The sequence below is a fragment of the Rhodoplanes tepidamans genome (assembly GCF_030813915.1).
GTDB lineage: Bacteria > Pseudomonadota > Alphaproteobacteria > Rhizobiales > Xanthobacteraceae > Rhodoplanes > Rhodoplanes tepidamans.
Map to the genome: position 1 here is coordinate 225,812 of NZ_JAUSUJ010000002.1, position 14,954 is coordinate 240,765.

Below are 14,954 nucleotides of genomic sequence, written 5' to 3' on the forward strand. Positions count from 1 at the left end.
ACCGTTTCGGATGGCGCACCGGCCGTCGGGCCGCGGCGAGGCGGCATGCGCGGCGCGGGGTGGACGGCCGACCGGGCTTCTCTATAGTCGCGCCGCCCAGAACCCTCGCTTCCGAGAGACTCCATGTCAGGTGAGCTCGACTTCGTCGCGCGCGACACGCGCGTAAAGCGCCTCGACCGCGCGTTCCGCTGGCCCGGCGGCCGCCACGTCGCGGTGATTCTCAACCTCGCCTACGAGGCGTGGTCGGACGGCAAGGCCCCGGGCGTCGGTCCGATGGGCAACCCGCTGCCGGCCGGCGCCTTCGACACCAACGCGCTCTCCTGGGGCCATTACGGCGTCGCCCGCGGCATCGACCGCCTGCTGCGCAAGCTCGACCGCCATCAGGCGCGCGCCAGCGTGATGACCTCGGGCGTGCTCGCCGAGCGTACCCCGGCCGTGCTCAAGCGCATGGTCGACGCCGGCCACGAGATCGTCGCCCACAGCTGGGCCCAGGACGTGATCCCGGCGACCCTGACGCTGGAGCAGGTGAAGTCCGACATCGACCGCACCACCCAGGCGATCGAGTCCGTCTCGGGCAAGCGGCCGGTCGGCTGGATCAGCCCGCGCGGCACGCCGTCGCGTGACGGCTCGCGGCTGCTGATCGACGCCGGCTATCTGTGGCAGGGCGACGTGTTCGACGACGAGCGGCCTTATATTCAAACCTGCGAGAACGGCCGCATCGTCGCCATCCCGCTCACCATGGAGATCAACGATCTCCCGCACGCCATGCGGTTCGGCCGCTCGCCGCGCGATTTTGTTACATTGTTCGACGACCTGCTCGCCAACGTGCTCGCCGCCGAGGAGGAGTCGGTGATCATCGACGTGACGGCGCACTGCCACGTGTTCGGCCGTCCGAACGGCGCCTGGGCCTACGAGGCGATCGTGAAGACCGTCATGGGCCGCGATGACGTCCATGTCGCGACCCGCGAGGAGATCGCCGATTACGTGCTGAAGACCTCCGGCTGATCGCGCCGCGCGCATCCGTCGGATCCGATCCGGCCCGTCGCCCCCGCGCGGCGGGCCGGACGCGTTTCACGATCCAGCACTGTCGTCCCGCGTGGGCGCGATCTCTCACGTCGCGACGTCGTGACGGTTGACCGCGTCGGCGCGGTCACGCACTCTCCCGGCCAACAAACGAATTCGGACGCTCCCCGCATCGGCGTCCGTGCAACGAGAACTGCTCGGGAGAGAAACGCATGTGCTTGTTCTGCGGAACAAAACCGTTCGGATTCACGGCATCGTCGCTGTCGCGGCGTCGTTTCATGGGCGGCGCGGCCGCGATCGGCGGTCTCTATGCCGCCGCCCGGACGCTGGAGCCGGTCGCCGCGCTGGCGCAGGACGGCAAGGCCGACATCATCATCGAGAACGCCAAGGTGGTGACGCTCGACCCGAAGACGCCGCGCGCCGAGGCGATCGCCATCGCCGGCGACAAGATCGTCGGCGTCGGGGCGCGGCGTGATCTGGAGTCGTTCCGTGGCGCCTCGACCCGGATCGTCGACGCCGGCGGCCGCACCGTGATCCCGGGCCTCAACGACGCCCACACGCATTTCATCCGCGGCGGCCTCACCTACTCGCAGGAGGTCCGCTGGGACGGCGTGCCGTCGCTGGCGCTCGCCCTGCAGATGCTGAAGGAGCAGGCGGCCCGCACCCCGGCGCCGCACTGGGTGCAGGTGATGGGCGGCTGGACGCCGCACCAGTTCAAGGAGAAGCGTCTGCCGACGCTGTCCGAGATCAACGCCGCGACCGGCGACGTGCCGTGCTTCGTGATGCATCTCTACGACCGCGGATTCGTCAACAAGGCCGGCCTGCGCGCGCTCGGCTGGACGGCCGAGACGCCCGATCCGTTCGGCGGCGTGATCGCCCGCGACGGCAGCGGCATGCCGACCGGGCTCGTCATCGCCACCACCAGCCTGGTCAGTCTGCTGTCGGTGTTCGCCAAGGTGCCGAAGCTGTCGCCCGAGGATCAGATCACCTCGACCCGGCACATGATGCGCGAGCTGAACCGGCTCGGCATGACCAGCCTGATCGACGCCGGCGGCGGCGGCCAGAACTACCCCGAGCACTATCAGGCGATCGCCAGGCTGGCCGCCGACAAGGCGCTGACGGTGCGCATCGGCTACACCCTGATGGCGCAGCGTCCGGGCCGCGAGATCGAGGACTACAAGGGCTGGCTCGCCCAGGCGAAGCTCTACGAGGGCGACGACTTCTTCCGCCTGTCCGGCGCCGGCGAGTACACGGTATGGGCGGCCGGCGACAACACCAACTTCGCCAAGGATCCGGTCCGCCAGCCGCCGATCATGGAGGAGAAGCTCACCGAGGTGCTGACCTTCGTGGCGCAGAACGGCTGGCCGTTCCGCATGCACGCCTCGTTCGACTTCACGGCGCAGCGCATCCTCGGCGTGGTCGAGAAGGTCCACAAGGAGGTGCCGGTCGACAAGCTGCGCTGGGGCCTCGAGCACTGCGAGGGCATCTCGGCGCGCTCGCTGGAGCGCCTGCAGGCGCTCGGCGGCAGCCTCGGCATCCAGAACCGCATGTCGCTCGATGGCGAGGCCTATGTGCAGAAGTGGGGCATGGAGGCGGCCGCCGACGCGCCCGCCTTCGGCCGCATCCGCGACATGGGCATCCCGTTCGCCCTCGGCACTGACGGCAACCGCGCGGCGAGCCACAATCCGTGGGTCGGCATCGAGTGGCTGGTCACCGGCAGGACGGTCGGCGGGCTGCGCCATGCCGCCGAGCGCAACCTGATGAGCCGCGAGGAGGCCCTGAAGGCCTACACGGCGAGCGGTGCCTGGATCACCCGCGAGGAGGACAAGAAGGGCACGATCTCGGTCGGCAAGTGGGCCGACATCGCGGTGCTCAACGAGGACTATTTTGCGGTGCCGGAGAACCGCATCTCGCAGATGAGCGCGGCCCTCACCATGGTGGGCGGCAAGATCGTCTACGGCGAGGGGCCGTACGCCGGCCTCGCCCCGGCGGCGCTCGCGGTCGCGCCCGACTGGCTGCCGATCAAGCACTATGCCGGCTACGGCCGCCAGGCCTCGGCCGACTTCGGCACCCGCCATGCCGGGCTCGACGACGGCCGGGCGCTCGCCTCCGCCATGATCGCCGACGCGATGCCGACCGTCGTCGGCGACGACGGCCGCAGCTGGACCCTCGGCTGCGGCTGCGGGCTCCTCTGAGCCACGACACGGGCGCGCCGTGCAGCGCGCCCTTTAACCCCGGGGCCGGGCCGGCGTATAAGGCGCCATGTCCGGCCCCGGATCCGTTTCGTCTCCCCAGATCATTCCGCCGCCGTCGCCTGCGCGTGTGCCGCCGGGCGCGAGGCTCGTGGCCTGGGCGGACCGCATCGACCGCGTCACCGGTGCGGTGTTCCGGGTCGCCGCCTGGGGCGCGCTGGCCGTCGTCCTGGTCCAGCTCGCCGTGGTGCTGCTGCGCTATGCCCTCGGGCTCGGCTCGCTGTGGCTGCAGGAGACCGCCGTCTACGCCCATGCCGGGCTGTTCCTGCTCGCCGCCGCCTTCACGCTCGCCCGGGGCGGCCACGTGCGGGTGGACATCGTCTATGCCGGCCTCGCGCCGCGCCGGAAGGCGTGGATCGACGCGCTCGGCACGGTGGCGTTCCTGTTTCCCTTTGCGATCGTGCTCCTGTGGGTGTCGCTGCCCTATGTGGCGCGCTCCTGGGCGCTGCTGGAGCGCTCGCGCGAGGCCAGCGGCCTGCCGCTGGTGTTTCTGCTCAAGACCCTGATCCCGGCCTTCGCCGTGCTGATGCTCGTCCAGGGCGTCGCGCAGCTCTGCCGCGCGATCGCGGTGCTGCGCGGCGCCGCACCCGCCCCGGCGCAGGGGTGAACGATGGATCTCCAGGCTCTCGTCGCCGTCCTGATGGTGGTGTCCGCCGTCGCGCTGCTGATGGCCGGCTACCCGGTGGCGCTGACGCTCGCCGGCGTTGCGCTCGCCTTCGTCGCGGTCGGTGATCTCCTCGGCGTGATGGCGCCGAGCTTCCTGGGCGCGCTGCCGCAGCGCATCTTCGGGGTGATGACCAACGAGGTGCTGCTGGCGATTCCGCTGTTCGTCTTCATGGGCGTGATGCTGGAGCGCTCGCGCGTCGCCGAGGATCTGCTGGAGGCGCTGGGCCGCCTGTTCGGCCGGCTGCGCGGCGGCCTCGCCGTCGCGGTCGTCGTCGTCGGGGTGCTGCTCGCCGCGGCGAAGGGCATCGTCGGCGCCACCACGGTGACGATGGGCCTGATCGTGCTGCCGACCATGCTGCGGCACGGCTACGACAAGCGGCTCGCCGCCGGAACCGTGGCCGCGACCGCGACGCTCGCCCAGATCTTTCCGCCCGCCACCGTGCTGGTGCTGCTCGGCGACCAGATGAGCAACGCCTATCAGGCGGCCCAGCTCGCCCAGGGCAACTTCGCGCCGCAGTCCGTCACGGTGAGCGATCTGTTCGCCGGCGCCATCGTGCCGGCCTTCGGCCTGGTCGCGCTCTATCTCGTGTTCCTGGTCGGCGTGGCGATCGTGGCGCCGCGGTCCTCGCCGGCCATCCCGCCCGACCCGGACGCGCCGCACGGCCTCGCCCTGCTGCGCCGCGCCCTCGCCGTGCTGGTCGCGCCGATCCTCCTGATCCTCGCCGTGCTGGGCTCGATCCTGGGCGGGCTGGCGACGCCGACCGAGGCCGCCGCGGTCGGGGCCTTCGGAGCGATGCTGCTCGCCGCGCGGCCCGATCCGCGCGCCTGGGCGCCCTGGCTCGGCCTGATCGTCGTGGTGATCGCGACGCTGCGTCTGCTGTCCTCGCACGGGCTCGATCCGCGCAGCCTCGCCGCGGGGGATCCCGCCGGGCTGGTGCCGGCGGTGCTGCTCGCCGGCGCGGCGGCCCTGCTGCTGCAGCCCGTGCTGCGCGTGCACCGTGAAAAGTTCCTCGTGCCGGTGCTCTCCCGCACCGCCGAGGTCACCAGCATGATCTTCCTCATCCTGATCGGCGCGACGCTGTTCAGCCTGGTGTTCCGCGGGCTCGGCGGCGACGACCTCGTGCACCGCGCCCTCTCGGATCTGCCGGGCGGCACGGCCGGTGCCGTGCTCACCGTGATGCTGGCGATCTTCCTGCTCGGCTTCGTGATGGACGCCTTCGAGATCATCTTCGTCGTGGTGCCGATCGTCGCGCCGGCGCTGCTGCAGCTGCCCGGCGTCGATCCGGTCTGGCTCGCCGTGATGATCGCGCTCAACCTGCAGACCTCCTACATCCACCCGCCGCTCGGCCCCACCCTGTTCTTCCTGCGCGGCGTCGCGCCGAAGGAGATCACCACGGCGCACATCTATGTCGGCGCCATCCCGTTCGTCGTGATCCAGCTCCTCGCCCTCGTCGCCCTGTGGGTCGTGCCGGGCCTCGCGACGTGGCTGCCGGCGCTGCTCTACCCGCGCTGAGGCGGGAACGGGACGTCGGGCGGGTGGTTTCCGACTCGGAGCGATGCCTCGAGGTCGGTCACCATGATGTCACCTTCGAGGCCTTTCCTCCGTCATGGCCGGGCTCGTCCCGGCCATCCACGACCGCGCCGTCGCGCGACGTGAAGACGTGGATGGCCGGCACAGGCCGGCCATGACGGCGTGACCATGTCCCGCGTCGTGGATGCAGAAGGAAGCCGTCATGGACCAGAGCACGACCACGCCCGCAGGCGGCGTCGACGACGTGACGCTCGGCCGCATGGATGCTTGGTGGCGGGCCGCGAACTATCTCACGGTCGGCCAGATCTACCTGCTCGACAATCCGCTGCTGCGCGAGCCGCTAGCGCGCGAGCACGTCAAGCCGCGGCTGCTCGGGCACTGGGGCACGTCGCCGGGCCTCTCCTTCGTCTACGTGCATCTGAACCGGGCGATCGTCGCCCGCGATCTCGACATGCTCTATGTCTGCGGCCCCGGCCACGGCGGCCCCGCCATGGTCGCCAGCACGTATCTGGAGGGGGCGTATTCCGAGATCTATCCGGACATCTCGCGCGACGCGGCCGGGTTGAAGACGCTGTTCCGCCAGTTCTCGTTCCCGGGCGGCATCCCGAGCCACGCGGCGCCCGAGACGCCGGGCTCGATCCACGAGGGCGGCGAGCTCGGCTATGCCCTGTCGCACGCCTTCGGGGCCGCCTTCGACAATCCGGATCTGGTCGTCGCCTGCGTGATCGGTGACGGCGAGGCCGAGACCGGCCCGCTCGCCGGCTCCTGGCAGTCGATCAGGTTTCTCGATCCGGTGCACGACGGCGCCGTGCTGCCGATCCTGCATCTCAACGGCTACAAGATCGCCAACCCGACCGTGCTGGGCCGCACCAGCGACGACGACATCGCCGCGATGCTGCGTGGGCTCGGCTGGGAGCCGCTGTTCGTCGCCGGCGACGAGTCGATGGCGATGCACCGGCTGATGGCCGAGACGCTCGACCGGGCGCTCGACACGATCGCGGCGACGCAGGCGCAGGCCCGGGCGGGCGATGCAGCCGCGGCCCCGTCGCGGCCGCGCTGGCCCGTGATCGTGCTGCGCAGCCCGAAGGGCTGGACCGGGCCGAAGGAGATCGACGGCAGGAAGGTCGAGGGCTTCTGGCGTGCCCACCAGGTCCCGATCACCGATCCGCGCGACAATCCGGAGCATCTGCGCCTGCTCGAGGCGTGGCTGCGCAGCTATCGCCCCGAGCGGCTGTTCGACGCGGACGGTCGCCTCCTGCCCGAGATCGCCGCGCTGGCCCCGACAGGGCCGCGCCGCATGGGGGCGAGCCCGCACGCGCACGGCGGCATCCGCGGCGCGCTCGCGCTGCCCGATCTGCGCGCCCATGCGGTCGCGGTCGATCACCCGGGCGGCACCATGGGCGAGGCGACCCGGGTGCTCGGCGCGTATCTGCGCGACGTGATCAGGATGAACGACGAGGCCCGCAACTTCCGCCTGATGGGACCGGACGAGACCGCGTCCAACCGGCTCGACGCCGTGTTCGAAGCGACCGACCGGGTCTGGCAGGAGGCGATCGAGCCCTACGACGTGCATCTCGCCCGCCAGGGCCGCGTCATGGAGGTCTTGAGCGAGCATCTCTGCCAGGGCTGGCTGGAAGGCTATCTGCTCACCGGCCGGCACGGCTTCTTCTCGTGCTACGAGGCCTTCGTCCACATCGTCGACTCGATGTTCAACCAGCACGCCAAGTGGCTGAAGGTGTCGCGGACGCTGCCGTGGCGCGGCCGCATCGCGTCGCTCAACTATCTGCTCACGTCGCATGTCTGGCGGCAGGACCACAACGGCTTCACCCACCAGGACCCCGGCTTCATCGACGTGGTGCTGAACAAGAAGCCCGAGGTGGTGCGGGTCTATTTCCCGCCGGACGCCAACACGCTGCTGGCCGTCGCCGACCACGCCCTGCGCACCTGGAACCGGGTCAACGTGATCGTCGCCGGCAAGCAGCCGGCGCCGCAGTGGCTCGACATGGAGGCCGCGATCCGGCACGTCGCGGCCGGCATCGGCATCCTCGACTTCGCCTCCAACGACCAGGGCGGCACGCCCGACGTGGTGATGGCCTGCGCCGGCGACGTGCCGACGCTGGAGACGCTCGCCGCCGTCTCGCTGCTGCGCGAGAACCTGCCGGCGCTGAAGATCCGGGTCGTCAACGTCGTCGACCTGATGACGCTGCAGCCCGACACCGAGCATCCGCACGGGCTGACGGATCGCGACTTCGATTCGCTGTTCACCACCGACCGGCCGGTGATCTTCGCCTATCACGGCTATCCGTACCTGATTCACCGGCTGGCCTACCGGCGCCGCAACCACCCCAACATCCATGTCCGCGGCTACAAGGAGGAGGGCACCACGACGACGCCGTTCGACATGGTGGTGATCAACGATCTCGACCGCTTCCGCCTCGCCATGGACGCGATCGACCGCGTGCCGGATCTCGCCGTGAGCGCCGCCGGCGTGAAGCAGATGCTGCGCGACAAGCGCACCGCGCACCGCGACTACGTGATCCGGCACGGCGAGGACATGCCGGAGATCCGCGACTGGGGCTGGCCCTACGGCACGGCGGCGGCCCGCAGCGGCGACTGAGGCGCCGGCTCCGGGGTCTGCTCCGGGGCGCCGCTGCGCGGCGCGCCGGTGTCGGCGGTCGCGGCCTGCGCGACCGCGGTCGCCGTGGCGGCGTCGACGCAGGCGTTCACGGCCTCGGTGAGCGAGCCGACATAGAGGTCGGCGCCCATGGTGGTGCGCACGCTCTCGCCCTCGGTCCCGTCGTCGCGGTCCGGCCACAGGCCGACCAGGATCGGCACGCCCGGAAGCTGGCGGCGCAGCCGGCGGATCAGGTAGCGGACCCGCGCCAGGTTTCCGGTGCTCTCGACCAGCGAGATGCAGACATAGGCGATGCCGTCCGGGTTCAGCGCGGCGACGTGGACGCGCGACAGCCGGTCGCTCGCCAGCGAGCGGGCGCCGAGCCCGTGCTTGCCGAGGAGCTGCATCAGCATGGCGGCGGCGGCCTCGTCGAGCGGGCTCGCCCCGGCGATGCACAGCACCGGCGACGGGCAGGCCCAGGGGCCGGTGCGCGCCTCCGGCGGCGGTGCCATGCGGCCGGGCGGGACGTCGCCGGCGGCCTCGTCCTCGGCCTCGACCGGGCTCGCGCCCTCGATCGGCGGCGCCGGCGCGTGGTCGTCGTACTCGTCGAGCTCCTCGACCAGCTCGCACACCGATCCGGCGATGGTGCGGATGCGCGCCGGCCCGAGCACGCCGCGCGCCGCATCCTCGGCGGCGAGGGCGAGGCCGCGCAGCGCCACCTCGTCGTAATAGGCCGACAGCGAGCGCGTCTTGAGGAGCACCTCGGCCTGGTCCTGCACCTCGTCCGGGTCGCCGGCCAGCATGCGCTGGTAGAACGTCTCGGTCGATGTGAGCGCCGGCCGGTCGCCGAGCAGGACCTCGAGGAACTCCAGCCGTTCGACGTGACGGCCGAGCACGACGAGGCACAGGGTCAGCGGCGTCGCCAGCACGAGGCCGATGGGTCCCCACAGCCAGGTCCAGAACACGGTGGCGATCAGCACCGACACGGGCGACAGCCCGGTCGAATGCCCGTAGACGACGGGCTCGACCACCTGCCCCAGCAGCGGCTCGGTCACCAGGAACAGCGCGAGCGTCCAGAGGAACATCGTCCAGCCGGGGTCGACCGCCGCCGCGACCGCCAGCGGCAGCAGCGTCGAGATCCAGGCTCCGACATAGGGGACGAACCGGCACAGCGCGGCGACGATGCCCCACAGGATCGGGCTCGGCAGCCCGATGACGTAGAGCCCGGCCGTCACCAGCACGCCGAACGCCGTGTTGAGGGCGAGCTGGGTGAGGAAGAACGTGCTCAGCCGGCGGCCGGCGTCGTTGAGCGCCACCGTGGTGCGGTGGAGGTCGCGCGAGCCGAACAGCCGGATGAAGCGGTCGCGCAGGTCCTCCTTCTGCAGCAGGATGAAGGTGACGAACACCAGCACGATGCCGAGCGTGGCGAGCGGGCTCAGCACCGGCGAGACCCAGCGCTGCGCGAAGGCGAGCGGCGAGGGCGGACCGTCGCTCTCGCCGCCCTGGCCGGCCTGCTGTCCGTTCTGCCCGTTCGGTGCCGTCTGCTGCGGGGCGGCGGGCTCCGCCGGCCCCGGCGCCTCGCCCGGGCGAATCTGCTCGATTTGGGCGATCACGCTGGTGAGGCGGCCGAGAGTCTGCTCCCGCACGACCTCCAGCTTGTCCCGGATGGTCGTCTCGTAGCGCGGCAGGTCCTGGGCGAAGCTGGCGATCTGGCTGCCGATCACGGCGCCGATCGACGACAGCACGGCGAGCGCGACGATCACGGCGACGATGACGGCCGGCACCCGGCCGAGCCGCAGCCAGCGCAGCGCCCGCACCAGCGGCGCCAGCACGAAGGTGAGCAGCACGGCGAGCGTGATCGGCACCAGCACGTCGCGGGCGAGGTACAGCGCCGCCACCACCACCACGCCGACCGCCAGGGTGAGAAGCTCCGACAGCTTCGGGCTCTCGGCCGGTGATATCTGCGCGGCGGGGCTGCGCTCGGGGTCGGACATGTCTCGCTCCTTCGGGCTGACGCGCCCGCCCGGCCGGACGAGAGAGCCGGCGCAAGACAACGATCGAAGCCGGAAACGGTGCCATGGGGCCGGCCGCCGCCCGACGACGTCCGCGACGCGGCGGCATGGAACTTTCCCCGGCGCATGCAGTTGAAAGTTGCCGGCCCGCGCGGCACCGCGTTGCCGCGCCGGCGCCGCATCCGATCCTCTCGTGCGACATCGCGCGTCGATGCGTCCGCGGCGGCCCTGCCTGCCGGCGGTGCGACGACGCTCGCGCGGGGTGGCGTCGGACGCCCTCGTTCCCCGGTGGAGACTTCGAGCCGATGACCCAGCACGTCACCCCGCCGAGCACGGCGACCCCCGTGAAATCGCGCAACGGCACCGGCGGGATCCGAATCCGCGAGGGCTCGCCGCATCCGCTCGGCGCCACCTGGACCGGGCTCGGCGTCAACTTCGCGCTGTTCTCGGCGCACGCCACCAAGGTCGAGCTCTGCCTGTTCGACGATTCGGGCGAGACCGAGCTGGAGCGCATCGAGCTGCCCGAGTTCACCGACGAGGTCTGGCACGGCTTCCTGCCCGACGCCCGTCCGGGCACCATCTACGGCTACCGGGTGCACGGCCCCTACGAGCCGCACAACGGCCACCGCTTCAATCCCAACAAGCTGGTGCTCGACCCCTACGCCAAGGCGGTGTTCGGGCAGATCAAGTGGGGGCCGGAGCTGTTCGGCTACCAGCTCGAGACCGGCGACGACACCACCTTCGACACCCGCGACAGCGCGCGTCACAATCTGAAGGGCCGCGTCGTCGATCCGGCCTTCACCTGGGGCGACGTGCGCTCGCCCAAGGTCCCGTGGGATCGCACCATCGTCTACGAGATGCACGTCAAGGGCTTCACCAAGCTGCATCCCGACGTGCCCGAGCCGCTGCGCGGCACCTTCCGCGGGCTGTGCGACCCCGGCGTGATCGCGCATCTGAAGCGGCTCGGCGTCACCGCCGTCGAGCTCCTGCCGATCCACACCTTCGTCGACGACACGTATCTCACCGAGAAGGGCCTGGTGAACTACTGGGGCTACAACACCATCGCGTTCTTCGCGCCGGCACGGCGCTACGCCAGCGTGCCGGACTTCGCCTTCTCCGAGTTCAAGGAGATGGTGGCGCGGCTCAACGACGCCGGCATCGAGGTGCTCCTCGACGTCGTCTACAATCACACCGCCGAGGGCAACGAGCGCGGCCCGACGCTGTCGTTCAAGGGCATCGACAACGCCGCCTATTATCGTCTGCTGCCCGACCAGCCGCGCTACTACATCAACGACACCGGCACCGGGAACACGCTCAATCTCTCGCATCAGCGCGTGCTGCAGATGGTCACCGACAGCCTGCGCTACTGGGTCGAGGAGATGCATGTCGACGGCTTCCGCTTCGACCTCGGCACGATCCTGGCGCGTGAGCCCTACGGCTTCGACGAGGGCGGCGGCTTCCTCGATTCCTGCCGGCAGGACCCGGTGCTCTCCTCGGTGAAGCTGATCACCGAACCGTGGGACTGCGGCCCGGGCGGCTATCAGGTCGGCCGCTTCCCGCCCGGCTGGGCGGAGTGGAACGACCGCTATCGCGACACCATGCGCAAGTTCTGGAAGGGCGACGAAGGCCAGCTGGCCGAGTTCGCGACCCGGCTCACCGGCTCCGGGGATCTGTTCAACCGGCGCGGCCGCAAGCCGTGGTCGAGCGTCAACTTCATCACGGCGCACGACGGCTTCACGCTGAACGACGTCGTGAGCTACAACGACAAGCACAACGAGGCCAACGGCGAGGACAATCGCGACGGCCACAACGCCAACTACACCTGGAACCACGGCGTCGAGGGGCCGACCGACGATCCCGAGATCAAGGCGCTGCGCGAGCGGCAGAAGCGCAACCTGCTCGCGACCCTGCTGCTCTCCCAGGGCACGCCGATGCTGACCGCCGGCGACGAGTTCGGGCGCACCCAGCACGGCAACAACAACGCCTACTGCCAGGACAACGAGATCAGCTGGATCGACTGGAACCTGACGCCGGAAGGCGAGGCGCTGTACGACTTCACGGCGCGCGTCATCGCCATCCGGCGCGCCTACGCGATCCTGCGCCGCAACCGCTTCCTCACCGGCGAGTGGAACGAGGATCTCGGCGTCCGCGACGCCACCTGGCTGACGCCGGCCGGCACCGAGATGGGGCCGGAGCAGTGGAGCGATCCCTACGCCAAGTGCATGGGCGTGATCTTCGACGGGCGCGCCCAGGAGACCGGCATCCGCCGGCGCGGCCACGATGCCACCATGGTGCTGATCTTCAACGCCGCCGACATCCCGGTGAAGTTCACGCTGCCGGAGGTCGCGGGCGGCGGCGGCTGGCTGCGGCTGATCGACACCAATCTGGAGATCGACGACCCGGACGAGGACGACCTCGAGCGCTTCGGCTTCGGCGACGACTACGAGGTGACGGCGCGCTCGTTCCTGCTGTTCCGGCTGCTGCCGGCGCGGCGGCGCTGACCCGCCGGGCGGGCCAGCGTCCCGCCCGCGCCGCATCTGTCCGCTCTCCGGACTCCGAAAACACGAACGCCGTCACCCCGAGGTGACGGCGTTCTGTTCAGAGGCGGTGTCGCAGGTCGTTCACTCCTGCGGCGCCGAGCCCTCGTCGTTCGACTCGCCGGCCGGGGCTGCGTCGCCGCGGGTGCCGCGGTGGCGGCGGCGACGCCGGTGCAGCGGGAAGCGGTCGGCGCCGCCCGGCCCGGCCTGGCCCTCGAAGCCGTTCTGCCCGAAGGTCTGCGCGTTCTGCTGCGGCGCGGGGGCGCCGCCGGTGACGAAGGACGGCAGCCGGTCGATGCCCTCGTCGCCGGCCGGCTGCGGCTGGCGCACAAAGGGCTGCTCGCGGGGGGTGAAGAACTGCGCGTCGCGCGGCAGATAGGGCTGCGGATCGCGGGTGCCGAAGCTCGGCTGCTCGCCCGCGCCCGGGAGGCCCGGCTGGTCGTCGCCGTCGTCGTCGTAGACGTCGTCGCGCGGGTCGGCGGCGCCGCCTTCGCCGCGGTAGAACGGCGTGGTCTGGCGGAACTGCTCCTGCGCCGTGGCGATCAGCCGGAAATAGTGCTCGGCATGCTGGAAATAGTTCTCGGCCGAAACCGGATCGCCGGAGGACTGCGAGTCACGCGCGAGCTGCATGTACTTCTCGGCGATGTGCGATGCGGTGCCGCGGATCTTCACGTCCGGGCCGTTGGACTCGTAAACCCGGGTGAGCGGATTGTGGCTCTTGCGGTTGCGGCCCCGCATGCGCTTGTTCTGACCGTTTCTCATGGTTCGGCTTTTGGCCACCTCTGATTGCGGCGGTTGCTCCGCCGGTTACATCAATGGTTGCGTGGATCGGCGCATGGCCGATCGCCACCGGACTGCAACCGCGCACAGCCGATGCATGCAGGCGCGCCCGTGGCCGCGCCGCAATTCCCTTCTGATGGCTCAGCTTGTGACCGCAGCACGTCTGCGGCGCTGCCAACCTCTCACGATGCCCGCGCGGCTCACGATCCATGATCGAAGCGCGCGCCGAAGCCGCTGAAGTATCATCCCGATCCCGAGTGGCGCAGCACCAACCCTGTTCGACGGATTTTGGTGACTGCGTCTCCGCTGCGTGCCTCGCCGAGCCTTGCTCCGGGCGTCCTCTGCAGCAGGTCAAACCGACCCAGGTCGATTCCGTAAGCGGAACCTAGTCACTCTCGCTGCAGAATCAAGCTCTTTTTTGTCGGCGTTTGGGAAAGACTTTCGATTTTGTATATCAGGTTTGCCTTTGTGCCAGGACGGCACGCCGGTGTCCGGAAAAGTCCTGATATGGGTCGCCGATGCGGGCGAGGTGGTTCGTATCGAACAAGGCGACAACCGCCCCGGACTGGTCGTGGCCGACCTCGACCACGATGAGCCCGCCCGGCGCCAGCAGGCGCCCGGCATCGGCGGCGATCGCCCGGTAGGCGTCGAGGCCGTCGGGCCCGCCGTCGAGCGCCGGCCGCGGATCGAAGTCGCGCACCTCGGGGGCGAGCGTCGCGATGTCGGCGGTGCGGATATAGGGCGGATTGGAGACGACGAGGTCGAAGCCGCCGGCGAGCGCGCCGCCGTAGTCGCAGGCGACGAAGCCGGCGCGCGGCGCCAGCCCGAGCCGTCCGGCATTGTCGCGCGCGACGCCGAGCGCGGCGAGGCTCGTGTCGGTGCCGACGCCGCGCGCCTCCGGCAGCTCGGACAGCAGCGCCAGCAGGATCGCCCCCGATCCGGTGCCGAGATCGGCGAGGCGCGCCACCGCCCGGCGCGGGCCGCGCGCGTCGATCGCGGCGAGCGCCGCCGTCACTACGGTCTCGGTGTCGGGGCGCGGATCGAGCACGTCCCGCGTCACCACCAGCGGCAGGCTCCAGAACTGGCTGCGGCCGAGAATGCGGGCGACCGGCTCGTGCGCGAGACGGCGCGTCGCGAACGCCTCGATCCGGCGCGCCTCGTCCGCGGTCAGGACGCGGGCGGCGGCGACCGCGAGGCCGGCGTGATCGAGGCCGAGCGCCTCGCCCACCAGCAGCCGCGCATCGAGATCCGGCGTGTCGAGACGGGCGGCGCGCAGCGCCGCGGCGACGCTCCGGCGGGCCGCCGCGACGGTGGCGCCGGCCGCCACCATCATCCCAGCCATGCGGTCCACAGGCGGCCGAGCGCGCCGAGATGGCCGGTCCAGTGCAGCGCCGCGATCAGCAGGGCCGTCGCCACCGCGAGCTGGATCGACAGGCCCTGCAGGGTGCGCGGCTTCACCATCCGGAACAGCCGGTGGCGCCAGCGCAGCGGAAAGCGCGGCTTGTGCATGGTCACGTCCGCGTCCCTTCGGTCAGGCGG

The 14,954-nt window shown here is 70.9% G+C and carries 10 protein-coding genes; 6 read left to right on the plus strand and 4 right to left on the minus strand.

Going from position 1 to position 14,954, the window contains the following annotated elements; genetic code table 11:
* Nucleotides 1-123: 123 nt before the first annotated feature.
* The 5 genes from J2S22_RS03695 (at nucleotide 124) to J2S22_RS03715 (ending at nucleotide 8,089) form a co-directional block, all read left to right on the plus strand.
* The gene (locus J2S22_RS03695; RefSeq protein WP_272775786.1) at nucleotides 124-1,005 is read left to right on the plus strand and encodes a polysaccharide deacetylase family protein; all 882 of its coding nucleotides are present in this window, start codon (nucleotides 124-126) and stop codon (nucleotides 1,003-1,005) included.
* Between the two features lie 230 nt (nucleotides 1,006-1,235).
* On the plus strand, nucleotides 1,236-3,218 hold the full coding sequence (locus tag J2S22_RS03700) for an amidohydrolase (RefSeq protein WP_272775785.1): 1,983 nt from the start codon (nucleotides 1,236-1,238) through the stop codon (nucleotides 3,216-3,218).
* A gap of 148 nt (nucleotides 3,219-3,366) precedes the next feature.
* Nucleotides 3,367-3,882 (plus strand): TRAP transporter small permease subunit, encoded by a 516-nt coding sequence (locus J2S22_RS03705; protein WP_272775784.1) that lies wholly within the window; start codon nucleotides 3,367-3,369, stop codon nucleotides 3,880-3,882.
* 3 nt (nucleotides 3,883-3,885) lie between these two features.
* A complete protein-coding gene (locus J2S22_RS03710; protein WP_272775783.1) occupies nucleotides 3,886-5,454 on the plus strand; it encodes a TRAP transporter large permease in 1,569 nt (522 codons plus the stop codon).
* 220 nt (nucleotides 5,455-5,674) lie between these two features.
* On the plus strand, nucleotides 5,675-8,089 hold the full coding sequence (locus J2S22_RS03715) for a phosphoketolase family protein (protein WP_272775782.1): 2,415 nt from the start codon (nucleotides 5,675-5,677) through the stop codon (nucleotides 8,087-8,089).
* Here J2S22_RS03715 and J2S22_RS03720 read toward each other — a convergent pair.
* Nucleotides 8,056-10,080, minus strand: a complete 2,025-nt coding sequence (locus tag J2S22_RS03720) for an AI-2E family transporter (protein WP_272775781.1) — start codon at nucleotides 10,078-10,080, stop codon at nucleotides 8,056-8,058. The two genes, J2S22_RS03715 and J2S22_RS03720, sit on opposite strands and share 34 nt — an antisense overlap.
* A gap of 323 nt (nucleotides 10,081-10,403) precedes the next feature.
* Between J2S22_RS03720 and glgX the strand changes: the two genes are divergently transcribed.
* Entirely contained in the window at nucleotides 10,404-12,599 is a 2,196-nt protein-coding gene (gene glgX, locus J2S22_RS03725) for a glycogen debranching protein GlgX (protein WP_272775780.1), read from the plus strand.
* Nucleotides 12,600-12,719: 120 nt separating this feature from the next.
* Here the strand turns inward: glgX and J2S22_RS03730 are convergent, their stop codons facing one another.
* From J2S22_RS03730 to J2S22_RS03740, 3 genes are all read right to left on the minus strand, one after another.
* Nucleotides 12,720-13,397: a DUF4167 domain-containing protein gene (locus J2S22_RS03730; protein WP_272775779.1), complete on the minus strand. Its 678-nt coding sequence runs from the start codon at nucleotides 13,395-13,397 to the stop codon at nucleotides 12,720-12,722.
* Between the two features lie 472 nt (nucleotides 13,398-13,869).
* A complete protein-coding gene (gene prmC, locus J2S22_RS03735; protein WP_272775778.1) occupies nucleotides 13,870-14,757 on the minus strand; it encodes a peptide chain release factor N(5)-glutamine methyltransferase in 888 nt (295 codons plus the stop codon).
* Nucleotides 14,745-14,930: a hypothetical protein gene (locus tag J2S22_RS03740; RefSeq protein ID WP_272775777.1), complete on the minus strand. Its 186-nt coding sequence runs from the start codon at nucleotides 14,928-14,930 to the stop codon at nucleotides 14,745-14,747. The genes prmC and J2S22_RS03740 overlap by 13 nt, the downstream gene beginning before the upstream one ends.
* Nucleotides 14,931-14,954: the final 24 nt, after the last annotated feature.

What these genes read in the sequence shown, in the direction of transcription:
- J2S22_RS03700 (WP_272775785.1), top strand. Translation starts at nt 1,236, where the DNA reads ATGTGCTTGTTCTGCGGAACAAAACCGTTCGGATTCACGGCATCGTCG.
- J2S22_RS03695 (WP_272775786.1), top strand. Translation starts at nt 124, where the DNA reads ATGTCAGGTGAGCTCGACTTCGTCGCGCGCGACACGCGCGTAAAGCGC.
- J2S22_RS03710 (WP_272775783.1), top strand. Translation starts at nt 3,886, where the DNA reads ATGGATCTCCAGGCTCTCGTCGCCGTCCTGATGGTGGTGTCCGCCGTC.
- prmC (WP_272775778.1), bottom strand. Translation starts at nt 14,757, where the DNA reads ATGGCTGGGATGATGGTGGCGGCCGGCGCCACCGTCGCGGCGGCCCGC.
- J2S22_RS03715 (WP_272775782.1), top strand. Translation starts at nt 5,675, where the DNA reads ATGGACCAGAGCACGACCACGCCCGCAGGCGGCGTCGACGACGTGACG.
- J2S22_RS03720 (WP_272775781.1), bottom strand. Translation starts at nt 10,080, where the DNA reads ATGTCCGACCCCGAGCGCAGCCCCGCCGCGCAGATATCACCGGCCGAG.
- J2S22_RS03730 (WP_272775779.1), bottom strand. Translation starts at nt 13,397, where the DNA reads ATGAGAAACGGTCAGAACAAGCGCATGCGGGGCCGCAACCGCAAGAGC.
- glgX (WP_272775780.1), top strand. Translation starts at nt 10,404, where the DNA reads ATGACCCAGCACGTCACCCCGCCGAGCACGGCGACCCCCGTGAAATCG.